This is a genomic window from Brevundimonas sp., assembly GCF_036676055.1.
Taxonomy (GTDB): Bacteria; Pseudomonadota; Alphaproteobacteria; order Caulobacterales; family Caulobacteraceae; genus Brevundimonas.
In genome coordinates this window covers 1-22146 of sequence record NZ_JAKFDS010000056.1, presented here as the reverse complement: position 1 = coordinate 22146, position 22146 = coordinate 1, and the positions used below count along the sequence as shown (strand labels likewise).

The 22146-nt window shown below is 68.3% G+C and carries 21 protein-coding genes; 13 read left to right on the top strand and 8 right to left on the bottom strand.

Features of this window, described 5'->3' with window-relative positions:
* Positions 1-87 precede the first annotated feature (87 nt).
* The 4 genes from V6M45_RS09940 to flgK form a co-directional block, all read right to left on the bottom strand.
* Positions 88-1533 carry a UdgX family uracil-DNA binding protein gene (locus V6M45_RS09940; RefSeq protein WP_332655988.1) on the bottom strand — a complete coding sequence of 482 codons (1446 nt, stop codon included), beginning with the start codon at positions 1531-1533 and terminating at the stop codon, positions 88-90.
* The gene (locus V6M45_RS09935) at positions 1533-2774 is read right to left on the bottom strand and encodes a putative DNA modification/repair radical SAM protein (protein ID WP_332655986.1); all 1242 of its coding nucleotides are present in this window, start codon (positions 2772-2774) and stop codon (positions 1533-1535) included. Before V6M45_RS09935 ends, V6M45_RS09940 begins: the two co-directional genes overlap by 1 nt.
* Positions 2775-2837: 63 nt before the next feature.
* Entirely contained in the window at positions 2838-3713 is an 876-nt protein-coding gene (locus tag V6M45_RS09930; RefSeq protein WP_332655984.1) for a flagellin, read from the bottom strand.
* 50 nt (positions 3714-3763) lie between these two features.
* Complete coding sequence (gene flgK, locus V6M45_RS09925) at positions 3764-5860, bottom strand: flagellar hook-associated protein FlgK (RefSeq protein ID WP_332655982.1); 2097 nt, start codon at positions 5858-5860, stop codon at positions 3764-3766.
* Between the two features lie 625 nt (positions 5861-6485).
* Between flgK and V6M45_RS09920 the strand changes: the two genes are divergently transcribed.
* The 6 genes from V6M45_RS09920 to V6M45_RS09895 all read left to right on the top strand — a co-directional run bounded on the left by V6M45_RS09920 (position 6486) and on the right by V6M45_RS09895 (position 12327).
* Complete coding sequence (locus tag V6M45_RS09920) at positions 6486-7727, top strand: flagellar hook-length control protein FliK (RefSeq protein ID WP_332655980.1); 1242 nt, start codon at positions 6486-6488, stop codon at positions 7725-7727.
* A 3-nt stretch (positions 7728-7730) separates the two neighbouring features.
* A complete protein-coding gene (locus V6M45_RS09915; RefSeq protein ID WP_332655978.1) occupies positions 7731-8486 on the top strand; it encodes a flagellar hook assembly protein FlgD in 756 nt (251 codons plus the stop codon).
* A 13-nt stretch (positions 8487-8499) separates the two neighbouring features.
* A complete protein-coding gene (gene flgE, locus V6M45_RS09910) occupies positions 8500-9984 on the top strand; it encodes a flagellar hook protein FlgE (RefSeq protein ID WP_332655976.1) in 1485 nt (494 codons plus the stop codon).
* 164 nt (positions 9985-10148) lie between these two features.
* A complete protein-coding gene (gene sciP / locus V6M45_RS09905) occupies positions 10149-10439 on the top strand; it encodes a CtrA inhibitor SciP (RefSeq protein WP_332655974.1) in 291 nt (96 codons plus the stop codon).
* Between the two features lie 117 nt (positions 10440-10556).
* Positions 10557-11759 carry a tRNA 2-thiouridine(34) synthase MnmA gene (gene mnmA / locus V6M45_RS09900; protein WP_332655973.1) on the top strand — a complete coding sequence of 401 codons (1203 nt, stop codon included), beginning with the start codon at positions 10557-10559 and terminating at the stop codon, positions 11757-11759.
* Entirely contained in the window at positions 11752-12327 is a 576-nt protein-coding gene (locus V6M45_RS09895; RefSeq protein ID WP_332655971.1) for a hemerythrin domain-containing protein, read from the top strand. The genes mnmA and V6M45_RS09895 overlap by 8 nt, the downstream gene beginning before the upstream one ends.
* 9 nt (positions 12328-12336) lie before the next feature.
* Here the strand turns inward: V6M45_RS09895 and V6M45_RS09890 are convergent, their stop codons facing one another.
* A complete protein-coding gene (locus tag V6M45_RS09890; protein ID WP_332655969.1) occupies positions 12337-13176 on the bottom strand; it encodes an acyl-CoA thioesterase in 840 nt (279 codons plus the stop codon).
* A 168-nt stretch (positions 13177-13344) separates the two neighbouring features.
* On the opposite strand from V6M45_RS09890, the gene V6M45_RS09885 reads away from it, so the two are divergent.
* The 4 genes from V6M45_RS09885 to V6M45_RS09870 all read left to right on the top strand — a co-directional run bounded on the left by V6M45_RS09885 (position 13345) and on the right by V6M45_RS09870 (position 18661).
* The gene (locus V6M45_RS09885; protein ID WP_332655967.1) at positions 13345-13848 is read left to right on the top strand and encodes a winged helix-turn-helix transcriptional regulator; all 504 of its coding nucleotides are present in this window, start codon (positions 13345-13347) and stop codon (positions 13846-13848) included.
* A 78-nt stretch (positions 13849-13926) separates the two neighbouring features.
* On the top strand, positions 13927-15108 hold the full coding sequence (locus tag V6M45_RS09880) for a thiolase family protein (protein ID WP_332655965.1): 1182 nt from the start codon (positions 13927-13929) through the stop codon (positions 15106-15108).
* Positions 15109-15768: 660 nt separating this feature from the next.
* Complete coding sequence (locus V6M45_RS09875) at positions 15769-18165, top strand: M1 family aminopeptidase (RefSeq protein ID WP_442880576.1); 2397 nt, start codon at positions 15769-15771, stop codon at positions 18163-18165.
* 1 nt (position 18166) lies between these two features.
* Positions 18167-18661, top strand: a complete 495-nt coding sequence (locus tag V6M45_RS09870; RefSeq protein WP_332655963.1) for a DUF6702 family protein — start codon at positions 18167-18169, stop codon at positions 18659-18661.
* On the opposite strand, the gene V6M45_RS09865 is transcribed toward V6M45_RS09870, so the two are convergent.
* Positions 18658-18894, bottom strand: a complete 237-nt coding sequence (locus V6M45_RS09865; protein WP_332655961.1) for a helix-turn-helix domain-containing protein — start codon at positions 18892-18894, stop codon at positions 18658-18660. The two genes, V6M45_RS09870 and V6M45_RS09865, sit on opposite strands and share 4 nt — an antisense overlap.
* Positions 18894-19394 (bottom strand): DUF2975 domain-containing protein, encoded by a 501-nt coding sequence (locus V6M45_RS09860; RefSeq protein WP_332655959.1) that lies wholly within the window; start codon positions 19392-19394, stop codon positions 18894-18896. Before V6M45_RS09860 ends, V6M45_RS09865 begins: the two co-directional genes overlap by 1 nt.
* Before the next feature lie 102 nt (positions 19395-19496).
* Here V6M45_RS09860 and V6M45_RS09855 point away from each other — a divergent pair, with 102 nt between their 5' ends.
* From V6M45_RS09855 to V6M45_RS09845, 3 genes are all read left to right on the top strand, one after another.
* On the top strand, positions 19497-20441 hold the full coding sequence (locus V6M45_RS09855) for an ABC transporter ATP-binding protein (RefSeq protein ID WP_332655957.1): 945 nt from the start codon (positions 19497-19499) through the stop codon (positions 20439-20441).
* Positions 20441-21181 (top strand): ABC transporter permease, encoded by a 741-nt coding sequence (locus tag V6M45_RS09850; RefSeq protein ID WP_332655955.1) that lies wholly within the window; start codon positions 20441-20443, stop codon positions 21179-21181. The genes V6M45_RS09855 and V6M45_RS09850 overlap by 1 nt, the downstream gene beginning before the upstream one ends.
* Before the next feature lie 161 nt (positions 21182-21342).
* The gene (locus V6M45_RS09845; RefSeq protein WP_332655953.1) at positions 21343-21681 is read left to right on the top strand and encodes a VOC family protein; all 339 of its coding nucleotides are present in this window, start codon (positions 21343-21345) and stop codon (positions 21679-21681) included.
* 1 nt (position 21682) lies between these two features.
* On the opposite strand, the gene V6M45_RS09840 is transcribed toward V6M45_RS09845, so the two are convergent.
* A partial coding sequence (locus V6M45_RS09840) for a hypothetical protein (protein WP_332655951.1) occupies positions 21683-22146 on the bottom strand: 464 nt, incomplete at its 5' end.

Genomic DNA, 22146 nt, shown 5'->3' with positions numbered 1-22146 from the left:
TGCGCCGTTCGGTTTGCCTACGGTGCGAGCACGGCAAAGCTGGCGCAGAGCGGAACAACGCCGCCCGACCGTATTCGTTCAGACACGCTACGAGTTCAGTTTGAGCATCGCGCTCGCCGCCCGCAGGTCGGCCACGAGCCTGTCGCGCTCGGACGCCCGAGCGGCGGCGTCCGGAATGCGCAGCAGATAGGCGGGATGCGCGGTGATCATGGCTTTGGCTCCATCGGCCAAGTCTATGCCGGCCCCCCGTTCCTTCGTCACCTCCACCTTGCGTTCGAGCACCGCCAGCGCGGCCGTGCCCCCCAAGGCGACGATCACCTTCGGTCGAACCAGTCGCCGCTCGGCCTGCAGCCACCAGCGGCAGGCGCTGACTTCGGTTGTGGAGGGGGTCTTGTGCAGCCGCCGTTTGCCGCGCGGCTCGTGCTTGAAGTGTTTGACGGCATTGGTGACGAAGACGTCGTCGCGGTCGATTCCCGCGTCTTCCAGCGCCGCGTCCAGGACCTGACCCGCCGGCCCTACGAAGGGGCGCCCCGCGAGATCCTCATGATCGCCGGGCTGCTCGCCGACGATCATCAAACTCGCCCTTCCGGGACCCTTGCCGCAGACGCCTTGGGTCGCGTCCCGCCAGAGGGGACATCGGCGGCAGGCCTGAACCGCCTGATCCAGCTCCTCCAGCCTCGACGGGACGAACCCCTCGTCAAACGAACGGTCCCGGTTGATGCGTGAGAGCGTCTTCGCCAGCCGGGCGTTCGGTTCGGGTGCGGGCGCGGCGACCATGGTCTCGGTCCGAACCGCCGCCTGCGCCACCAGTTCCGGGATCAGCGCCGCTTCCGGCAGGTTCTTCCAGTACCGTCTCGGCATCTCGCCCTGCATCGCCTTCGTCTTCAATCGCGCGGGATTGAAGGTCGAGGCGTAATAGGTCTTCCAGAATTCCTCGATCTCATCTTCGGTCGGGGCCATGTCGCGCGTCGCGGGCGGCCCGAGGGTCAGCTCCTCGCCGTCCCAGGACGCGGACCCGTCCCGCGTGAGGATCGACCAGTTCAGGGTCGTGAACCGTCGCACGAAGAACGGCGCCGTCCTCTCAAGCACCCGATGCGCCGGCTCGAACCAGGCGATCCAACGCTCGCCGGCCGCGTCTTCAACCCGCCGGAAACGGACAAAGGCCTTCATCTTGTGGCTGGCCCGGCTGACGTTCCTAGCCCGCTCCAGGGCGTCAGCCACGTCGATGTCAGAGACGATCTTCATCAGATCGGGTTCCGAGGCCAACCGCCACAGCAAACGATACAGCAGGTCGAAGCGATCTTCGGACCGATGCAGGACAACATCCCCCGCGAGGTCAACGAACGCCTTTGGGACGATGAACGGGGCTGCATCTGGCGGGGGCGGGGTTGGACCTTCGTCGAACAGGCCGTCCCCCGCTCCGCCAACCCGGAAGGCTGCCTGCCCCGGGGCCGTCCCCGCCTGCCGGAACGCCCGGGCCGCCTGGCGCCAGCCTTCAAAATCGGTTTCTCCCGCCAGAACGGCGACGCGCATCAGAACAAGCTCATCTGCGCTGGCGGCGGATCCGGCGCGATGCGGGCGCGAAGATCGGCGGCGTCGGTCAGCCCTCCCGGCGTCCAGTCCAGCGTGGTGATGAACGGGCGTACCTTGTCCACGCCCCGGCACAGGCGGGCGATGTCTTCCAGACGTAGCGTACGCCAGCGCCGCACGGCGACGATCCGGTCCACCGTCTTCACGCCCAGCCCCGGCACCCTCAGCAGCATCTCGCGGGGTGCGGTGTTCACATCAACCGGAAACTGCTCCCGCCGGTTCAACGCCCAGGCCAGCTTGGGGTCGATAGCAAGGTCGAGCATGCCGTCCGTCGCGGCCTCGCCGATTTCCGGCGCCGAAAAGCCGTAGAACCGCATCAGCCAATCGGCCTGGTACAGGCGATGCTCTCGCATCAGGGGCGGCTTCGCCAGCGGTAGGGCGCTCGAGGAATCCGGGATCGGGCTGAACGCCGAATAGTAGACACGCCGAAGACCATACCCGCCGTAAAGTGACGCGCTGCGCTCCATGATCTCGGTGTCCGGGGCTCCATCAGCGCCGATGATCAGCTGGGTCGACTGGCCGGCCGGCGCGAATTTCGGCGGCTTGAGCCGATCCCGCCGACCCGGCTTCGCGGCCTCGACCGCCATCCGGACCTGACCCATCGCCTTCTTGATCACCCCGACATCCTTTTGGGGCGCCAGTCGCTTCAGGGCTTCGTCACGCGGCAGCTCGATGTTGGCCGACAGCCGATCGGCGTACAGGCCGGCTTCCTCGACCAGCCGGGGATCGGCCTCGGGGATCAACTTCAGGTGGATGTAGCCACGGAAGTCGTGGTCCAGACGCAGCGTCTTCGCCACCAGCACCAGTTGCTCCATGGTGTAGTCGCCCGAGCGAATGATGCCGGACGACAGGAACAGCCCCTCGATATAGTTCCGCTTGTAGAAGTTCAGCGTCAGGTCGACGATCTCGGCCACCGCGAACCGGGCCCGGGACACGTTGGAGCTCGCCCGGTTAATGCAATAGGCGCAGTCGTAGATGCAGAAATTGGTCAGCAGGACCTTGAGCAGGGAAACGCAACGCCCGTCCGGCGTATAGGCGTGGCAGATGCCCATCCCCTCAGTGGAGCCAACACCCTTGCCGCGGAGCGAGTCCCGTTTGGACGAGCCCGAGGAGGCGCAGCTGGCGTCGTACTTGGCCGCGTCAGCGAGGATGGACAGCTTTCGCCGGAGATCAATCTGGGCCATTTGTTCGCACTATGTTCCGCAAGGAACTGCGCGTCCAGCGTGGCCGTAAAAGGATTTGCCGCGTCAGGTCAGATAGTTGAGCAAGGAGACTTGGCGAAGTTGCGAGATCACCTGCGCTGACGCCTGAATGGCGACCTGCGACAGCTGGAGATCGGTGATCGCCGCGGCCATGTCGGCGTCGGTGCGATCCGACACCAATTCATCCAGCGAGCCTAGCTGCGCCTGGTGTCCCCGGGTGATGGTTTCGACCTGGTTCGCCATCGAGCCCGTTGTGGCCATCTTGTCGATCACTCCCGTAGCGGCCTGCTCAAGGCGAGCGAGCTGGGTTGTGAGAAAAGCCTTCTGGGCTGCATTGACCTTGCCGTTCAGGGGCCCGTTCACGCCGGCGTGGTAGATCTGGATATCCCGGAGAATTTCCATCACCTCGCTGCCGAGCTCATCGGCCAGGAAGCCGGTCTCCAGCGTCGTGCCTTCCGCCACCCGGCTGGCGGTTTTGAGGGTATCGTTGTCGAAGACTGAGGCCACGTCCGGCGCGGCCGCCAGTTCGTTCAGATTGGCCACATTAAGCGGGGAAGTGGAGGTTGACGCGCCGGAGAACAGGTAGCCGCCATGATGCCTCGTGGTCAGGCCGGCGCGGATCGTCTGGAACTGCCCCTCAAGTTCCAACATCAGCGAGCCCGCCGAGTCAGTCGCGAGCACGCTGCCGACGGCCTCCCTCAGGCCGGCGATGCCGTCACTGACCTGGCCCATGGCCAGATCCTGGGTCGTCAGCCGGGCGGATACGGCTTTCGCGGTATCGATGAAACCCTGAATCCGGCTCTGGGCTCCCTTCAGCGCCGTCAGGGTCTCCGACTGGCGGCCGAAGCCGGTCAGGTCGGTGGCGTTCTTCTGCGTCGAAACCCGTTCCTGGGCGTCGGCCGCTCGGGTCTGGGCCGACATCAGGTCCAGCAGGGCGGATTGATAGTTTCCGAATGTAGCGACGCGGTTCATCAGACCATCCCCAGAAGCGTGTCATACATGTCCCGTGCGGCCTGGATCAGGCGCGCTGAGGCGTTGAAGGCCTGCTGATAGGTGGTCATCAGCACCAGTTCCTCGTCCAAGTTGACGCCCTCGTAGGCCGTCTGCCGCGCCGAGGTCTCGGCGGCGAGCGCGGCCGCCGTGTCATTGCGGTTCTTGGCCGCCGCCGCCTTTCCCCCGATCTCACCCGACAGTTCCGAAGCGTAGCGGGACACCGAGATCGTGCCCCCGGACGCGCCGCCAGCGGGTGAGAAGCTGGCGGCCCGTTCACCGGCGTCGGCCAGCAGAAGGGCGCCCCGGCCATCGCCTGTGCTCAGGGCCGAGGCGCCGACGGCGGCGGACAGGTTCAACTGCGCCAGGGCAAGCTTGCCGGGGCTCTGACGGATATCGGTACGCAACGAAAATCCGTCGGCGCGGGAGGCCCGAACACCGCCCCCAATCCCGAAAAGCTCGGTTACCGAGACGCCGGACGGAACCTGGACGGTCGTGTCCTCGAGCACGCTCATCGTCGGCGGAGGATTCCCGTACCCGGTGAAGCTGAGGGAGCCGTCCGCCGCCAGAGCGAACGCGCCAAATCGGCCGACGCCGGTCGCCGGATCGTTCAGGGCGCTGAGCAGGTCGCCGACCGTGCCGCCCGCGGGCACGGTCACCTGAATATCGCGCAGTTTCGAGCCGCTCTCACCCGTAAAGCGGAAACTCAGGGCTTCGCCGGCGGTGAAGCCGTGGGCGGACGCCGCGGTCATGCCTGTCTCGTAGAAGGCGGGACGGTCGGTCGAGATCAGATCGTTGAGGCCGAAATAGTGCGAAAAGCCTCGTCCGGCCTTGGCAGAAGGACTTGTCGGATCGTCGGCGACCGCCACGCCGTTGCTCCCGGTGGCCGTAATGGACAGCTTGCCGTCGACGAAGCTGGCCGTTGCGGCCCCGCCCAGCTGGGCGTTCAGCACGGTCAGAAAGGTCGCTGGCGTTGCCGGCGCGCCGTTGACCGTCATCGTGGCGCCGCTGAAGACGATGTCAGCGCGGCTCTGGATGACCCCTGCCGTATTGGTCACCGCGATCGTGGTCTGGCCGGTGAAGCCCGCGATCGCGCTTTGGAAGCTCTGACCGACGTTCCGGCCCGTCAGGCTGGTCGGCGCGGGAACCGAACTGTTGGCGTTGTGAGCGCGGTTGAGCTCATCGGCGACATGGGCGACGAGTTCGGCCAACCGCTCCGCTGTGGCCGGGGCCTCGAGGTCGCGCAGTTCGACCAGGCCCTTGATTTCTCCCGAGACCACGCCGTCCAGCAGTGAGCGCTTCTGCCCCCCTGGCTCCGTCACCCATATTTCATTGAAGGCTGTTTCACCCGTAACGGTACCGGCCCGGGTATAGGCCAGCGTCGCGGCGCCATCGCCCGCCAGAAGGGTTCCGGCGCCTGTGCGGATGGAGACGCCGCCGACGGCGCGAACAGAGACGCGGATGTCCATCAGCTCGGCCAACTGACCGATCAGGGCCGACTGGGCGGTCTCGGCGCCGGACGCATCGCCGCTCACCACCGTGGCGCGGGCGATCTCGATATTCAGGCCCTCGATCCGTTGCAGCAGATCGTTGGCCTTCTCAACCGCACTCTGAATGCGGCCGTCCGCGTCTTCGCGCACGGCCTGGATCTGCTGGCCGATCCGGCCGGCCTCGTCGAACAGCGCCTGGGTCCGGAACAGGGCGTCCTGCCGGCGGGGCGAGGAAGCGGGGTCCTCGGCGCTTGCCGCAAAGGCGGAAAAAACGGAGTCGACCTGCGAGAAAAAGCCGCTGTCGCCGCCAGGATCGCCGAACAGCGATTGGATGCGGTCGTAAAGCTCATGTCGCACGCCCTGGCGCGCGGCTTCCGCGCCCGCATTGAGGCTCGCAGCCTGGAGAAAACGATCGGTGGCCAGACGGATCCGCGCCACCTCGACGCCCGCCCCTATCCCCTGGCTGTTCAGGGAGACCTGATCCGCGATCTTGCGGACATAGCCGGGGGTGTTGACGTTGGAGACGTTGTCAGAGACCACCCGCAGCTGCGTCTGTGCGGAGGTCAGCCCGCTGGTCGCGGTGTTCATGATCAGACTTAGCGACATCCACAGGTCTCCAACTGGGCGGCGCCCGGCAAGGCCTGCCATCCGATGCGCGCTTTTTGCCCGGCGACATTATGAGGCCGCGGGGCCAAGCCACTGAAATTCCGCACGTTCGCGTTTCCCGACTGGGTCATGACGGGCTAGGGGGGCAAGCCTCGGGCCAGACCGGCCCACCCCGCGTCCGAGCAATGGAGCCGGGCAAGAAACGTCGCTACACGGCAAGTTTCGACCGGGCTCAGGCGATCAGCCCGACCGGGGCTGCATAAGAATCTCGTGTCTTTTCCGTTCTCTAACTCGCGGACATGAACTGGCCCACGACTTGCGCCGGAGCCTCCGAATGTTCGGCGCAGCAGGCGCTCCAGTCACCATCGCTCCGGCGACACCCCTCGGGACCATGTCCGCTCAAGCCGTCCTATCCATGATCGCGTCCGCCCTGCCGGCGACCCCACGGGGGTCGTCGACGGGAGACGACGCATCCGGCTTCCAGGGCTTGCTCGCCGCCCTTGTCCCGGCGGACGGCGAGGTCGCAAACACGGCGAATAGCGCCGGAGCGCCGGATGACCGGACGGCATCGCCGTCAGCGCACCCGTTTCTGCTCGGCGCCCCGGTAGTGCCGGTTCGGCCGGCGCCTGTCCCGCCAGTCGCCGACGACGCGAGCACGCCGGACCTCAACGCCGATCCGCAGATCCTGCCGGGAACGCCGCCCGTGAAGGACGTCCAGCCTCAGGTTCTACCGGACATCGAACTGTCCAGAGATCCCGAGCCGCAAGTCCTGCCCGCCACGCCCACCGGCAAGGAGGTCGAGGCGCAGGTTCTCCCGGGCGCGCCCGTAGCCAGGCAACCCGAACCGCAGGTTCTCCCGGACACGACGCAGGTCAAGAACGGCCCCGAGCCCCAGGTGCAGCCGAACGGTCTGGCGGGCAAGGAGCCCGGACCGCAAGTCTTGCCCGGCGCGGTCGCCGGGAAGGAACCCCAGCCGCAAGTCCTGCCCGGTTCGGCCAACATCGACGTGCCCGCTGCGCGGGGCGGAGACACGATGGAGGTCGCGTCCTCCGGGCCCAGCCCCGACTCGGCCCGGCCGACCGGGACGCCAACGCCGGCGCCCTCCCTTCAACCGACGCCGCCGCTCCTGCGGGCGCTGGCCGAGCGGACTTCCCGACCTCTCGACGACGCGGGCGCTGCGCCCTCTTCGTCGCCTCCAGACCCAAAGGGGATCGGTTCGATCGCCTCGCCGGCCTCGCCGCAGACCGACCAGCCGGGGAAGTCATCGTTGCAGCCGGCGCCCGCCCCGACCGCTTTGCAAGGGGATGCGGCGGAACGAACGCCGGAAGAACCGACTCCCGGGGACGGACGCGTCACCTCCCAGGCCGAGGCCGCAGCCCCGGCGCGGGATCACAGCTTGCCGACCCTGTCACGCGCCACCATTGACGCCACGGCGCAGATCGCGGCGCAGATCTTGCGCAAGCTGGAAGGGCGTTCCACCCGCTTCGAGATCGCGCTACGGCCCGACGAACTGGGACGGGTTGACGTCAAACTGGACATCGACGCCGAAGGCCGGCTGGCCGCCCGGCTCGCCTTCGACAATCCGGCCGCCGCCACCGACCTGCGCGGACGAGCCGACGAGTTGAGACGTCAGCTTGAAGCCGCGGGCTTCCAGCTGGCCGACGACGCCTTTGAATTCGCCGACCGCGACAGCGGCTCCAGCGCCTTCGATCGGGGACAGGACGCCCGGGAGGGGCAGAACCGGGCCTTCGCCGCCGCCGCGCGCCTGAAGACGGAAATCGACATGGCGCAGCCGCCCCAATGGCTGGCCCTCTCCCTCTCGCCCTCGGGCGTGGACATGAAAGTCTGACTGATGGTTGACGCCGTCACCACCACCAACAATGCGACGAACCGGATCAACAGCGGCTCGGCCATGCTGGCCTCGAACTTCGAGACCTTCCTCGCGCTGCTGACGTCCCAGTTGAAGAACCAGGACCCGCTGTCGCCGGTCGATTCCAACCAGTTCACCGCCCAGCTGACCCAGATGGCGGGCGTCGAGCAGCAGTTGCTGACCAATGAACTGCTCAAGAGCCTGGTCTCGGCCCAGGGCGGCGGCGGGCTCGAAAGCGCCGCCAACTACATCGGCAAGGAGGCGACCGCGGCCTGGTCAGCGACCAAGTTCACCGACGGAGAAGCCGAGTGGAGCTACGAGATCGCTTCCAACGCCGCATCGGTGAAGCTGGAAGTGCTGGACGGCTCGGGCAATGTGGTCTGGTCTGGCGACGCGCCGGACAAGACCACCGGCGTCCATGAATTCTCCTGGGACGGCGAGGCGACTACCGGCAACGACGGCCAGGAAGGCCAGGTCTACACCCTGAAGGTCGTCGCCAAGGACGCCGCCGGCGGGACCATCGACGCCCAGGTTCTGACCCGTGGCCGCATCACCGGCGTCGAGATGTACGACGGCGAAGCCTTCCTGACCGTCGGAAATTCGATCGTGCCGCTATCCACCGTGATTGCGCTCGAGGAAGCGCGCACGGCGGCGACGCCCCCTCCCGCTGCCCAGACGGACGAGAGCCTGCTGGCCTCGCTCGCCTCCTCCCTCAATCCTCTGAAACTGTTCTCGTAAGGAGCCCCGCGCCATGAGCATCAACAGCGCACTACTGGCCGGCGTGTCCGGTCTGACCGCCAACTCCGCCGCCCTGGCGGCGATCTCCCAGAACATCGCGAACGTAAACACGGTTGGCTACAAGCGGTCCGCCGCCGAGTTCCAGACGGTCGTCAACGCCCAGAGCGCCGGCGCGGGCTACTCCGCCGGCGGCGTGCTGGCCGGGGCCCGTCACTACACCAGCCAGAACGGCCAGCTTCAGCGGACCACCTCTTCGACCGACCTCGGCATCGCCGGTCAGGGCTTCTTCGTTGTCACCGAGAAGTCCGAGAACCTGACCCCCGCCGACTCTCGGCTGTTTACCCGCGCGGGCGCCTTCCGGGTCGACAACCTCGGCTATCTGAAGAACACCGCCGGCCTCTACCTGCAGGGCTGGCCGGTCGACGCCAACGGCGACATCACCACCGACCCGTCAGACCTGAATCGTCTGCGGACGATCAACGTCGGCTCGGTCGGCGGCGCCGCCGAACCCACCACACGTGTTCAACTGAACGCCAACCTCCGCTCGAGCCAGGACCCCTCGCCCGAGGCCATCGCCCGGGCGGCGCGTGACGCCGATCCGCTCGATCCCGCCGCCGCCGGCGCCTATGACGTCATGACCAACTCCATGGCCATGTGGGATCCGGAGACCGGAAACGGCGTGAAGCCGGACTTCGAGGTCACCATTCCAGTCTCGGACTCCAAGGGCGGTCAACGCACCCTGGCCGTATCCTTCCTCAAGAGCACGATCCCGAACCAATGGTACGCCGAAGTGCGCGCCATTCCGGCTGACGACGTCACCACCCATGCGAGCCTGGGCACCGACGGCGTGCTGAAGTCGGGACTTGTCGCCTTCACCCAGGACGGCCGACTTGATGTGGACGCCATGGCCGCCATGCCCGCAGGTGTCGCGCTGTTCCCGGACCCCTCCGCGGCCTCGCTGACTTTCCTGGCTTCGGACACCGACCCCACCACTCTCGCCGCGGGCGAGTTCATGTGGGGGGATCAACTCGGCATCGATGACCAGGCCATCACCTTCGACCTGACCGCCGCCGCCGGTGGCCTCTCGCAGTACGACAGCGCCTCGGTGGTCCAGGCTACGCTCACCAATGGCACCGCCTTCGGCAACCTGTCCGAGGTCAAGATCGACGAAAAGGGCTTCGTCACCGCCATCTTCGACAACGGCGTCACCCGCCAGATCGCCCAGGTCGCCCTCGCGACCTTCCCCAGCGCCGACGCACTGTCCGAGGTGTCCGGCAACGCGTTCCGGGTCAGCCAGGGCTCCGGGACATTCAACCTGAAGGCCGCAGGCTCCGGCGGCGCGGGCCTGATCGGCGCCTCCCAGCTGGAAGCCTCGACCGTTGACCTGTCGGCTGAGTTCACCGGCCTGATCACCACCCAACGCGCCTATTCCGCGTCCTCGAAAATCATCACCACCGCAGACGAGATGCTGGCCGAACTGATCAGCATCAAACGTTGATCGTTGAGTAACGGGTCGTAAACCTCAATGAAGCCTTTGTTGAATATTGAGCGGGTGGACGGAGGGCATTTTAGGCTTTCCTTCACCACGACGCTTAAACGGCCCTTAGCCGCCGGCCGCTACGGTTCGAACCTTAGTGATGGTGGTCAATGAGGCATAAGCCCATGTTGCAAGAGCGACGCCTTAACAATCGAGGCGAACAGTATGTGGTCGGCCCGACGGGCACGCCCCTGACCCTGCACGATCTCCCGCCGGCCAATACGGACCGCTGGGTTATCCGCCGCAAGGCCGAGGTCGTGGCCGCCGTGCGCGGCGGACTGATCAGCCTCGACGACGCGCTGGCGCGCTACCGCCTGACCGCCGAGGAGTTCCTCGCCTGGCAGAAGGCCATCGACAAGTGGGGCATGCAGGGCCTGCGCACCACCCGCATCCAGCACTACGGCCGCGGCAGCTAGATAACTCCCCGAAGACACGACGGCCGCTCCCGGCGACGGGGGCGGCCGTCGTCGTTTCCGGCCCGGGATTTCGGCCCGGCCTCGAAATCGCGCGTGTTTGGCACTAGATAGCGCGCCATGACGCTCGCCGAGCCCCTTTGCCCCGTACCCGACATCGCCCGCGCCGATATGGACGCGGCGATCGAAGCCGCGCGCATGGCCGTCGGCCTGCCCGTGGGATCCCGGGTCGTCGCGGCCATGTCCGGGGGTGTGGACTCCACCGTGGTGGCGGCCCTGCTGCACAAGGCGGGGTACGATGTGGTCGGGGTCACCCTGCAGCTCTACGACCACGGCGCGGCGCTGAAGAAGAAGGGCGCCTGCTGCGCGGGCCAGGACATCCACGACGCCCGGCTGGCGGCCGAGATGCTGGGCATCCCCCACTATGTCCTCGACTATGAGAGCCGGTTCCGCGACGCGGTCATCGACCAATTCGCCGACGCCTATCTGGCCGGCCAGACCCCCGTGCCCTGCATTCGCTGCAACCAGACGGTCAAATTCCGCGACCTGCTGGATGTGGCGCGTGACCTGGGCGCCGAGGCGATGGCCACGGGTCACTACGTTCGCCGGGCGGTGGCCGCCGACGGACGCGCCCAGATGCGCAAGGCGGTCGACCACTCGCGAGACCAGTCCTACTTCTTGTTCGCCACGACCGCCGCGCAGCTCGACTATTTGCGCTTCCCGCTGGCCGATCTCGAAAAGCCGCAGGTTCGGGGCGTTGCGGCCGAACTGGGGCTGCGGATCGCCGCCAAGCCGGACAGTCAGGACATCTGCTTTGTCCCCAACGGCGATTACCGCACCCTGATCGACAAGCTGCGCCCCCAGGGTCGGGAGGCGGGCGAGATCGTGCATATGGACGGTCGCGTGCTCGGGTCTCACTCCGGCATCACGGACTACACCATCGGCCAGCGGCGGGGGCTGAATGTCGCCGTCGGCGAGCCGCTTTTCGTGACCAGGCTAGATCCGGCCCGGAGGCACGTCATCGTGGGCCCGCGGGAGGCCCTGCTGACCGCTTCCCTGACCCTGGACGAGACCAACTGGCTTGGGGATGAGGCCTCGATGGAGGCGGCGGCGGCGGCCGGCGCGCCGGTGCTGGCCCGGGTCCGGTCGACCCGCCCCCCCTCCCCCGCCCGTCTTTCGATGGCTGACGGCGCGGTCTCGGTGACGTTCGAGACCGGCGAGGAAGGCGTGGCCCCGGGGCAGGCGTGCGCCCTCTATGATCCGGCCGACCCGGACCGGCTGGTCGGCGGCGGCTTTATCAAGACGACCACGGCCGTTGTCTGACACGGCGGACGCGCTGTCGCTGGCGTCGCGGGCGGGCCTGCCGCCGGAGTTGCTCTACCTGCGGGCCGCATTCCCGCGCGACCGCTGGACCTCGACGCTCGACGAGACGGCCGCCTTCTGGCTGCAGATGCACGCCAGCTTCCGGGGGCATCAGGCCCATATGGACGGGCTGATCCGCCAGTGGCGGGCGAGCGGGGATGCGACGGCCCTGCATAGCCAGCTGATCCCGACGCTCCAGTCCTTCCTCCAGCATCTGGATGGCCACCATCGCGTTGAGAGCGGGCATTATTTTCCGATGATGCGGCGGGTTGAGCCGGGGATCGGCGCGGGGATCGACCTGCTGGACCGCGACCACGAAGCCATCCACGGCGTGCTGGAGGCGATGTTTCGCGCCGGTCTGGCCTTTCATCAGGCCATGTCCGCGAGAACCTCCGATATCGCCGACGCGGCCAACCGGCTGTCGGACCTGATCGAGGCAAACGCCCGGCCCCTGCTGCGTCACCTGGAGGACGAGGAGGATATCGTCATCCCCCTGATCCAGTTGCGCGACCTGCACGGCACGGTCTGAGCCGGAGGGCTAGGACCGCGTCGGCATAAGCTTGCGGCGCTGGCGCACGAGAGCGATGGGGCGACCGTCTGGGGCGTGGGCGACGCCGTCCTCGACCGCCCAGCCGCCGCCCACGTCGCGGCTGGTGAAGTGGAAACAGGCCCAGCCTTCGGGCGAGGTCTCCGGCGTGATCGCCTCCAGCAGGTCGGCGCGGAGATCGACGCTGGCGGAAAAGACCGGCGGGGCCGGCAGGGCGGTCCAGTAGGTCGGATAGACGCCGTCCAGCAGGAACAGCAGCCGGGCCTCGTCCAGCGGCGCCCCGTCGGTGGTGCGCATCCAGCAGCCGAGTTCGGGCGACGCGCCGGCGTTCTGGCCGAACAGCTTCGGGCCGGCGACGAAGCGGTGCTCGATGTAGCGGGTGAACCATGGGCCGAAGCGGGGATCGAGCGGGGTCGGCTCGATGTCAGAGAGCGGGCGGGGGGCCGTCGCCAGCGGGGTCAGGACGGGTCCGTCGACCTCGCGGCCGAAGGTGGCGAGGGCCTGCAGCGCCGGGCGGTCCGGCTGGCCACCCAGCACCGAGGCGTAGGCGACGTTGCGGCCGCCGCGGGTCAGGGTCGGGACGAAGGTGGCGTCCTCGAAGCGGGCGGCGGCCAGATACTGGACGGTCAGGGTCTTGAGCGGGGTGTCGAGACCCAGCCCCTGCCGGGCGGCGCCGGCGGCGAGGGCCGCCATCAGGCCGCCGAACGGCGCACCCTTTTCCGGCGGCGCGGACAGGGGCGCGTTGGAGAAGTCCCCGGACAGGCGGGCGGTCAGGCCGCCGGCGCCGTCGTCGGTCAGGGCCAGAGCTTCGGCGAGGGTCTGCTGCGTCATGGGTCCGGAGTATCGCGGGGGAAAGACGGGCGGAAGGCCGAAACCCTCCGCCCCAGTCGAGGGATCCGGAAACGCCGCGGCGAGTCCGTAGCCAAACAAGACTGACCGAGTCCGTTTAGATTGGCAACCCTCTTGCCAAAACCCTGACGCGGCGTCACCTTTACCGGCATGGGACGCACCGCAGACTATTCTCGCCAGAGCTGCTCGATCGCCGCGACGCTGGAGGTGATCGGCGATCCGTGGACCCTGCTGGTCATCCGCGACGCCTTCAACGGGGTCAGCCGGTTCGAGCAGTGGCAGGAGCGGCTGGGCGTCGCCCGCAACGTGCTGGCGGCGCGGCTGAAGTCGCTGGTGCAGCACGGGGTGCTGGAGCCGCGGCTCTATTCGGAGCGGCCGCCCCGCAATGAGTACGTCCTGACCGCCAAGGGCAAGGACCTGTACGGGGTGCTGGTCACCCTGCACGGGTGGGGCGCCAAACACGTCTATGGCGAGACCGGCGCGGGCGTTTCGATGACCCACAAGACCTGCGGTCACGACCTCGCCCCCCGCATCGCCTGCGGCCACTGCAACGAGATCGTCAAGCCGCGCGACATCCAGCTGAACCTCGAGAGCGACTGCCCGACGGTCGGCGAGATGATGCCGCGTGAACGGGCCGACGAAGAGGTCGCCTGAGCCGCCGACGCTTGCGCAGCGCGATCAAAGAGCCCATCCAGCGCCCGGTTTTCCACTACCCCTCCCCAAGGCACCGACATGTCCGATCCGATCGTCATCTGTTCCTTCGCCCGCACGCCGATGGGCGGCTTCCAGGGCGCGCTGTCCGGCGTGAAGGCCACCGAGCTGGGCGCGACGGCGGTCAAGGCGGCGGTCGAGCGGGCCGGGGTCGATCCGGCGAAGATCGAGCAGATCTACATGGGCTGCGTCCTGCCGGCCGGATTGGGCCAGGCCCCGGCGCGGCAGGCGGCGCTGGGCGCGGGACTGGGCCGCCATGTCGAGGCGACCACGGTCAACAAGATGTGCGGTTCGGGCCTGCAGGCGGTGATGATGGCCTCGGACGCCCTGACCGCCGGCACCGCCGACGTCATCGTGGCGGGCGGCATGGAGAGCATGACCGGGGCGCCCTATCTGATGAACAAGCACCGCGGCGGGGCGCGGATCGGCCATGACGTCATCGTCGATTCGATGATGATGGACGGGCTGGAGGACGCCTATGCGCCCGGCAAGCCGATGGGGTCGTTCGCCGAGGACACGGCCGGGACCTATCAGTTCAGCCGCGAGGCCCAGGACGCCTACGCCATCGAGAGCCTGACCCGGGCCCGCAACGCCATCGCCTCGGGCGCCTTCAAGGCCGAGATCACCCCGGTCGAGGTGACCACCCGCAAGGGCGTCGAGACGGTCAGCGAGGACGAACAGCCCGGCAAGGCCATGCCGGAGAAGATCCCCAATCTGAAACCGGCCTTCGCCAAGGACGGGACGATCACCGCGGCGTCCTCGGCCTCGATCTCGGACGGAGCGGCGGCCGTGGTCATGACCCGCGAGAGCGTGGCCAAGGCGCTGGGCCTGCCGATCGTGGCGCGCATCGTCAGCCATTCGGCCCACGCCCATGAGCCGGGCCTGTTCACCACCGCCCCGGTGCCGGCCATGCAGAAGGCGCTGAAGAAGGCCGGCTGGTCGGTCGAGGACGTCGATCTGTGGGAGATCAACGAGGCCTTCGCCGTGGTGCCGATGATCGCGATGCAGGAGCTGGGCATCGAGCACGGCAGGCTGAACGTGAACGGCGGGGCCACGGCCCTCGGCCACCCGATCGGCGCCTCGGGCGCGCGGGTGCTGGCGACCCTACTGGCGGCGCTGCAGGCGCGCGGCGGCAAGAAGGGGGTGGCCAGCCTGTGCATCGGCGGCGGCGAGGCCGTCGCCATGGCGGTGGAACTGGTCTGAGGCGGGGTTCTACCCGGGTGAAACCCGAAACAGGCGTCCGAACCGTCCGAACCGTCCGAACAGTCCGGATAGGGGACGCCAGGGCTCGGAGGGCGGTCGCGGCTTCGGCGCCACGGACAGGGTTGGATTGTCAAAGACCGGCGACGGTCCCGGCGAAGGGACGGGACGCAGTATGCACCCGTGGTTTTCTCAGGCGGGAAGACAGGCTCGAGAAAAGCGGATGGGGTTGATGCGGCGGGATGTTTTCCGCTGAACCAGACCATGTTTCCGCGAATTGCCAGCACAGCGTCAGGGATTCCTCGCCCGCTTTCGTCATCCTCCGGCAAGCGGCGCAGCCGCGCAGACCAGGGGCCCCAGCGGGCGCGATAGCGCGACCCTGCCGCGAGCGCCGCAGCTGAACCATCCCGCGTGAACAGATCGCCTTCGGCGCCGCCGGGTCCCCCGGTCCCGGCTGCGCCTCGCCGGAGGATGACGAAAGCAGTGGGGCGCGGCGCCGCAGATGGCCGCACAGGCGGTCCGACCGCGGCCTTTCGGCTCCGGCTGGCGGTGGCGTGGGCGGCGACGCCCGGGCGGATTACACAGACGTAATCTCCGGCGTCTTGCGCGCCCCTGCCGCCCGGCTAAGGTCGCGGCGCCTCTTCAGAAAACGGACGGTTACCCATGCGCGTCGGACTGTTGCTCGCTTCCGTGGCGGGCGTTTCCCTGATGGCGCAGGCCGCGCTCGCACAGCAGAGCATCGGGCCGATCGACCAGTCCAAAGGCAGTTTCGAGGACAAGTTCCGGCAGTTCGAGGGCGAGGACTGGCCAACCCCGACCGACTATCGCAACGCCTCGGGCGCGCCGGGCCACCGCTACTGGCAACAGCAGGTGGACTACGACATCGACGTGTCGCTGGACGAGGCGCGGCGGACGCTGACCGGCCGCGAGGCGGTGACCTACACCAACAATTCGCCGGACGCCCTGGGCTATCTGTGGCTGCTGCTGGACCAGCAGAACTACCGCCGCGACTCGCTGGCCGAGCGTAGCCGGACCTACAGCAATTCCGAGACCGTCAGCGTCAACGAGATTCGGCGCATCGAGCGCTTCCAGGACTGGGAAGGCGGGTTCAACGACCTGCGCATCACCGGGCCGGACGGTCAGGCCGTGCCGTTCACGATCGTCGATTCCATGATGCGGATCGAACTGCCGCGGCCGCTGGCGACCGGCCAGAGCTTCGACTTCACCATCGACTTCACCCTGCCCATGCCGGAGACCAATGTCGTCGGCGGCCGCAGCGGCTACGAGTGTTTCACCAAGGCGCATGAGGACGGCAACTGCATCTTCCTGGCGGCGCAGTGGTTCCCGCGGCTGGCGGTCTATTCGGACTATGAGGGCTGGCACAATTCGCAGTTCCTCGGCTCGGGCGAGTTCACCCTGGAGTTCGGCGACTACGACGTCTCGATCACGGCGCCGGCGGATCACGTGGTGGCCGCAACGGGCGAGCTGCAGAACCCGGACATCCTGAACGCCGAGCAGCGCGCGCGGCTGGACCGGGCCCGGACGGCCGACGAGCCGGTCTATATCGTGACGCCGCAGGAGGCCGCCGCCGCCGAGTCGAGGCCGGCCCGATCGGGGACGCGGACGTGGAATTTCAGCGCCGACAACGTGCGCGACTTCGGCTGGGCCTCGAGCCGCAAATTCATCTGGGACGCCATGGGCGTCGAGCAGCAGAGCGCCGAGCATCCGGTGGTAATGGCCATGTCCTTCTATCCGAAGGAGGCCCGGCCGCTGTGGGACGCCTATTCGACCAAGTCGATCGCCCACACCCTGGACGTCTACAACCAGTTCGCCTTCACCTATCCCTACCCCACGGCGCAGTCGGTCAACGGGCCGGTCGGCGGGATGGAATATCCGATGATCACCTTCAACGGGCCGCGGCCCGTGCGGGCGGACGACGGCACCCTGACCTATACCGAGCGGGCCAAGAACGGACTGATCGGCGTGGTCATCCACGAGGTCGGCCACACCTATTTCCCGATGATCGTCAACTCGGACGAGCGCCAGTGGACGTGGATGGACGAGGGGCTGAACAGCTTCCTGCAGTTCCAGGCCGAGAAGCTGTGGGACCATGATTTCCCGGCCCGGGGCGAGCCCAAGGACATCGTCGAATACATGGTCAGCCAGGACCAGGTGCCGGTGATGACCCACTCGGACAGCCTGCTGCAGTTCGGCGCCAACGCCTACGCCAAGCCGGCCACGGCGCTGGTGATCCTGCGCGAGACGGTGCTGGGCCGCGAGCTGTTCGACCGCGCCTTCCGCGAATACGCCCAGCGCTGGGCCTTCAAGCGGCCGACGCCCTATGACTTCTTCCGCACCATGGAGGAGAGCTCGGGCGTCGATCTGGACTGGTTCTGGAGGGGCTGGTTCTATTCGACCGACCATGTCGACATCGCGCTGGAAGGCGTGACGGCGGCGCGGCTGGAAAGCGCCGATCCGGAGGTGCGCGCCCGCGCCGCCCGCGAGCGGTTCGAGGCCGAGCCGGGCTCGCTGACGGCGGCGCGCAACCAGGACATCGAGACCGTGGTCGAGCGCGATCCGGCGACGCGGGACTTCTACAACCAGACCGACCGCTTCACCGTGACGGCCCAGCAGCGGCGCGACGCCGAGGCCGCAGCCCGCAGGGCGGACGAGGACCGGCGCGCGGCCCAGGGCTTCGACGACAACATCTACCGCTTCACCTTCCGCAATGTCGGCGGTCTGGTCATGCCGGTGATCCTGAAGCTGACCTATTCGGACGGCTCGGACGAGACGATCCGGATCCCGGCCGAGGTGTGGCGGCGCAACAGTCAGCAGGTGGTGTGGCAGCACGTGTCGTCGAAGACGCTGACCCGCGCCGAGATCGACCCGCTGTGGGAGACCGCGGACGCCGACCGGAGCAACAACTTCTATCCGCAGCAGATCGACACGCGGTCGCTGCGGCTGTCGCCGGCGCCGCCGCCGGGAGAGAACCGGATGCGCGACTCCGACGTCGAGGTCAGCCCGGACTCGACCGCGGCCCGCGTGCGGCGCAGGGACTGACATGATCAGACGGATCGTCCTGACCGCGGCCCTGATCGCGGGCATGGCCTCCCCCGCCCTCGCCCACCGCGGGCACGGGGGGCTGACGGTGATCGAGATCGACCCGGGCTCTGGCGCCGTCAGCGTCAGCCACCGGTTCGCGGCGCATGACGTCGAGCCCGCCCTGCCGAGCATCGCGCCGGAGGCCCAGCCCAGCCTCGACGATCCGCGCGCCGTGGCCGATCTGGAGGCGCATCTGGGCGCGCGCTTCCGCCTGGCGGTGGACGGGGCGCCGGTGGCGGTCAGCCATGCCGGGACGGTGCTGGCCGGGGACAATGTGCGCGTCAACTTCGCCGGCGAGACGACGGACCATGAAATCGGGTCGGTGACCGTCGATCTCGACTTCTTCCCCGGCGTGCACGACGACCAGGAGCAGCAGGTCAATGTGCGGATGAACGGGGTGACGCGGACGGTCGTGTTCCGCCCGGGCTCCGAAGCCCAGACGGTGACCTTCTAGTCCTCTTCCGCCGCCAGCAGGTCGGAGGGGTCGAAGTCGTAGCCGAGCAGGTCCCCCGGCTTGCAGTCCAGCGCGGCGCAGAGCTTGGCGAGGGTGCGGAAGCGGATGCCCTTGACTTTGCCGGAGCGGAACAGGGACAGCTGGGTCTCGCTGAGGCCGACCTCTGCGGCGAGGTCGCGGGCCTTGAGGCCCTTCCTGACGATCAGCTGGTCGAGGGTGACGCGGATCGGCATCAGATCATCTCGTCCAGCTCGGCCTGGACCTTGCCGGCCTGCTCCATGACCCCGCCGAGCAGGAACAGGGCGCCGCCGATCATGCCGAGGGTCATGCCGGCGACGTCGAAATAGGCCCAGCCGCCGCGGCCGCCCTCGATCAGGCGCATGACGTTGGTGACGCCGAAGACGCTGAGCAGACCGCCGAAGCCAAGGGCGAGACCGACCCGGCGCAGGGCGTGAACGAGCGTCGGCTGGATCAACCGGCCCTTCGACAGCTGGCCCATGGCAGCGCCGATCGACCAGACCGCGAACAGGTAGAAGACGGTCGGCAGGGCCCAGACCAGCTGGGCCAGCCAGCGGGTCGGGGACTCGGGATAGTCACCGCGGGCCAGCAGCAGGCCGGGCGCCAGCAGGTACATCAGCGCCAGCAGGGCGCCGACGCTGACGACCATGAACACCGCCAGCCAGCGGAACTGGGCGCAGCGGCGGCGGAAGCGGTCGGTCTCGGCCTGGCTCACGGGCGAATCTCCGGGTCGGAAAGCTGTCAGAGATTTAATCTTGACTTAAAGACGCGGCGTTTGCAACTTTATGTCTGAGTTAAACGAGACGAGAGCGCCGCCATGTCCGCCGCCATCGAGACCCGCGAGCTGAGCCGTCGCTTCAAAGGCCGGCTGGCCGTCGACGGCGTGTCGATGACCGTGCCCGACAAGGCGGTCTATGGCTTTCTGGGCCGCAACGGCGCGGGCAAGACCACGACGCTGAAGATGCTGCTGGGCCTGATCCGACCGACGAGCGGAGCGGCCTTCGTCGGCGGCGTCGATGTGGCGCGCGACCGGATCGGCGCGGCGCGGAACGTCGGAGCGCTGCTGGAGGCGCACGGCTTCTACGGCAATCTGTCGGGGCGCGAGAACCTGGATCTGACTCGCAGCCTGCTGGGCCTGCCGAAGACCGAGATCGAGCGTGTGCTGGAGGTGGTCGAGATGCGCGAGCACGCGCGGCGCCGGGTGTCGGATTATTCGCTGGGGATGCGGCAGCGGCTGGGGCTGGCCCGGGCCATGCTGGGGGCGCCGGCGGTGCTGGTGCTGGACGAGCCGACCAACGGGCTGGACCCGGACGGCATCGCCGACATGCGGCGGTTCCTGAGGGCCCTGCCGGAGCGGACGGGGGCGACGGTGCTGCTGTCCAGCCATCTGCTGGGCGAGATCGAGCAGACGGCGACCCATGTCGGCATTCTGAGCCACGGCAGGCTGGTGCTGGAGGGGGAGCTGGGGCGGCTGAAGGCCGATCTGGCGCCCGAGATCGCCTTGCAGACCGACGATCCGGTGCGGGCCACGGCCCTGGCGCGGGCGCGGGGGTTCGACGTGGCGGCGGCGGAGGACGGGCTGGTGGCGCGGCTGAAGCCGGGCGAGGACGCGCGCACCGCATCCGCCTCGCTGAACCGGGCCCTGATCGAGGCGGATATCGCCGTCTTCGCCATCGGGCCACGGTCGCGCTCGCTGGAGGGGATCTATCGCGAGGTCTCGCCGCCCGCCCCTGTCGCCAAAGCCCAGCCGGAGTTCGCCTGATGACCGCCGCCCCCTTTTTCGCGCCGCTGTTCGTCGAGGCGCGCAAGCTGAACCGCTCGCTGGCGGCCGTGCTGGCCGTGGCGGCGCCGTCGCTGATCGCCCTGTTCGTCTTCTTCAACATGCTGCGGGGCAAGGCGCCGCAGCCGTGGGAGATGTGGATGGGCAGCGCCTCGGCCATCTGGGCCTTCTTCATGCTGCCGATGAGCGTGACGGCCCTGACGGCGCTGGTCGCGCATATGGAGCACGGGCCGAGGTCGTGGGATCACCTGCGCGCCCTGCCCCTGCCCCGCTGGCGGCTGTATGCGGCCAAGATGGTCTGCGTGCTGGCGGTGGTGGCGCTGATGAGCGCGGCGGTGCTGGCCATGACCTGGGGGGCGGTGACGCTGGCGATGGCCATCAAGCCTCAGTTGCAGCCGACCGGACCCTTCGAATTGGCGAGCTACGCGGCCACTCTGGGAAAGATGTATCTGGCCGCCCTGCTGATGATCTCGATCCAGCTGTGGGTGGCCCTGCGCTACGCCAGCTTCGTGCCGGCGCTGGCGGTCGGGATCGGCGGGACCTTTTTCTCGGTGGTGGCGACGTCAGCGAAACAGGGCGTCTTCTTCCCGTGGCAGATGCCGGTGAACATGCTGGCGACCGAGGCTTGGCGGGTCCAGACGGCGCTGGGGCTGGGACTGGGGCTCGGGGCGGTCGTCCTGATCGCGGCCCTCGTCCACCTGAGCCGGCGCGAGGTGCTCTGAGGCCGGCCGGTCGCCGCGCAGGAGCCGCGCCAGGGCCGCGCTGCCGGTCAGCTGCACGATCATCCCCGCCTCCGATAACTTGCGAATCGTTCGCAGATTGCGTGGCGCGGGTCGGCATGGCAAGCCCGAAGGGTCGGTGGCGACTGACAGGAGCATCACCCATGCGTGAAGACGGCAAGCTGGACTATCTCGAACTGCCGGGCGGCGACCTGCCCGCGACCAAGGCCTTTTACGGCGCGGCCTTCGGCTGGACATTCACCGACTACGGGCCGGAATACGCGGCCTTCGACGAGGGAATGGACGGCGGGTTCGACGCCCAGGCGGACGGCGTGCGGACGCCCCTGCCGATCCTGTTCGCCCGTGATCTCGAGGCCATGCTGGCCAAGGTCGAGGCGGCGGGCGGGGTGATCGTCAAGCCGATCTTCGCCTTCCCCGGCGGGCGGCGGTTCCACTTCCGCGACCCCGCGGGCAACGAGCTGGCGGTGTGGTCGGAGACCTGACCTAGCGCACGTCCACCGACTGGGCGATGCGTTCGGCCAGGGCGCGATCGGGGCCGTCGAGGCTCATGGTCCAGACGTGGACCTCGCGCGGGGTCGCGCCCTCGCGCTGGAACAGGTGCTCGCGGGCGTGGCGGACGCCGTCCTCGGTCGAGACGACGGAGGCCCGGCCGCCGGCCTCGATCATCTCGCCGCTGTAGATCGGAAACTGCGAGGCGGGACCGGCGTAGATCATGGCGAAGGAGCGGTCGCCGCGACGGATGGTGTAGATCCTGAAGTCGGGGCCCGGGCGGCCGGTGACCAGCTCGAACCCGGCCGGGAGCTCGAGCGTGAACGGCAGGGCCGCGCGGGCGGCGGCGTCCAGCACGGTGACGGCGGGGACCGAAGGCGGCGGCGGGGCCTCGGCCACGGCCGGCGCCGGAGCCGGCGGCGAGGGCGTGGGGATCGGGGCGGACGTTGAAGGCCTCG

What these genes read in the sequence shown, in the direction of transcription:
- V6M45_RS09870 (WP_332655963.1), top strand. Translation starts at nt 18,167, where the DNA reads ATGATCAGACGGATCGTCCTGACCGCGGCCCTGATCGCGGGCATGGCC.
- V6M45_RS09875 (WP_442880576.1), top strand. Translation starts at nt 15,769, where the DNA reads ATGCGCGTCGGACTGTTGCTCGCTTCCGTGGCGGGCGTTTCCCTGATG.
- flgE (WP_332655976.1), top strand. Translation starts at nt 8,500, where the DNA reads ATGAGCATCAACAGCGCACTACTGGCCGGCGTGTCCGGTCTGACCGCC.
- V6M45_RS09845 (WP_332655953.1), top strand. Translation starts at nt 21,343, where the DNA reads ATGCGTGAAGACGGCAAGCTGGACTATCTCGAACTGCCGGGCGGCGAC.
- V6M45_RS09930 (WP_332655984.1), bottom strand. Translation starts at nt 3,713, where the DNA reads ATGTCGGCCCAGACCCGAGCGGCCGACGCCCAGGAACGGGTTTCGACG.
- V6M45_RS09935 (WP_332655986.1), bottom strand. Translation starts at nt 2,774, where the DNA reads ATGGCCCAGATTGATCTCCGGCGAAAGCTGTCCATCCTCGCTGACGCG.
- flgK (WP_332655982.1), bottom strand. Translation starts at nt 5,860, where the DNA reads ATGAACACCGCGACCAGCGGGCTGACCTCCGCACAGACGCAGCTGCGG.
- V6M45_RS09850 (WP_332655955.1), top strand. Translation starts at nt 20,441, where the DNA reads ATGACCGCCGCCCCCTTTTTCGCGCCGCTGTTCGTCGAGGCGCGCAAG.
- V6M45_RS09855 (WP_332655957.1), top strand. Translation starts at nt 19,497, where the DNA reads ATGTCCGCCGCCATCGAGACCCGCGAGCTGAGCCGTCGCTTCAAAGGC.
- V6M45_RS09880 (WP_332655965.1), top strand. Translation starts at nt 13,927, where the DNA reads ATGTCCGATCCGATCGTCATCTGTTCCTTCGCCCGCACGCCGATGGGC.
- V6M45_RS09890 (WP_332655969.1), bottom strand. Translation starts at nt 13,176, where the DNA reads ATGACGCAGCAGACCCTCGCCGAAGCTCTGGCCCTGACCGACGACGGC.
- V6M45_RS09865 (WP_332655961.1), bottom strand. Translation starts at nt 18,894, where the DNA reads ATGCCGATCCGCGTCACCCTCGACCAGCTGATCGTCAGGAAGGGCCTC.
- V6M45_RS09885 (WP_332655967.1), top strand. Translation starts at nt 13,345, where the DNA reads ATGGGACGCACCGCAGACTATTCTCGCCAGAGCTGCTCGATCGCCGCG.
- mnmA (WP_332655973.1), top strand. Translation starts at nt 10,557, where the DNA reads ATGACGCTCGCCGAGCCCCTTTGCCCCGTACCCGACATCGCCCGCGCC.
- V6M45_RS09940 (WP_332655988.1), bottom strand. Translation starts at nt 1,533, where the DNA reads ATGCGCGTCGCCGTTCTGGCGGGAGAAACCGATTTTGAAGGCTGGCGC.
- sciP (WP_332655974.1), top strand. Translation starts at nt 10,149, where the DNA reads ATGTTGCAAGAGCGACGCCTTAACAATCGAGGCGAACAGTATGTGGTC.
- V6M45_RS09915 (WP_332655978.1), top strand. Translation starts at nt 7,731, where the DNA reads ATGGTTGACGCCGTCACCACCACCAACAATGCGACGAACCGGATCAAC.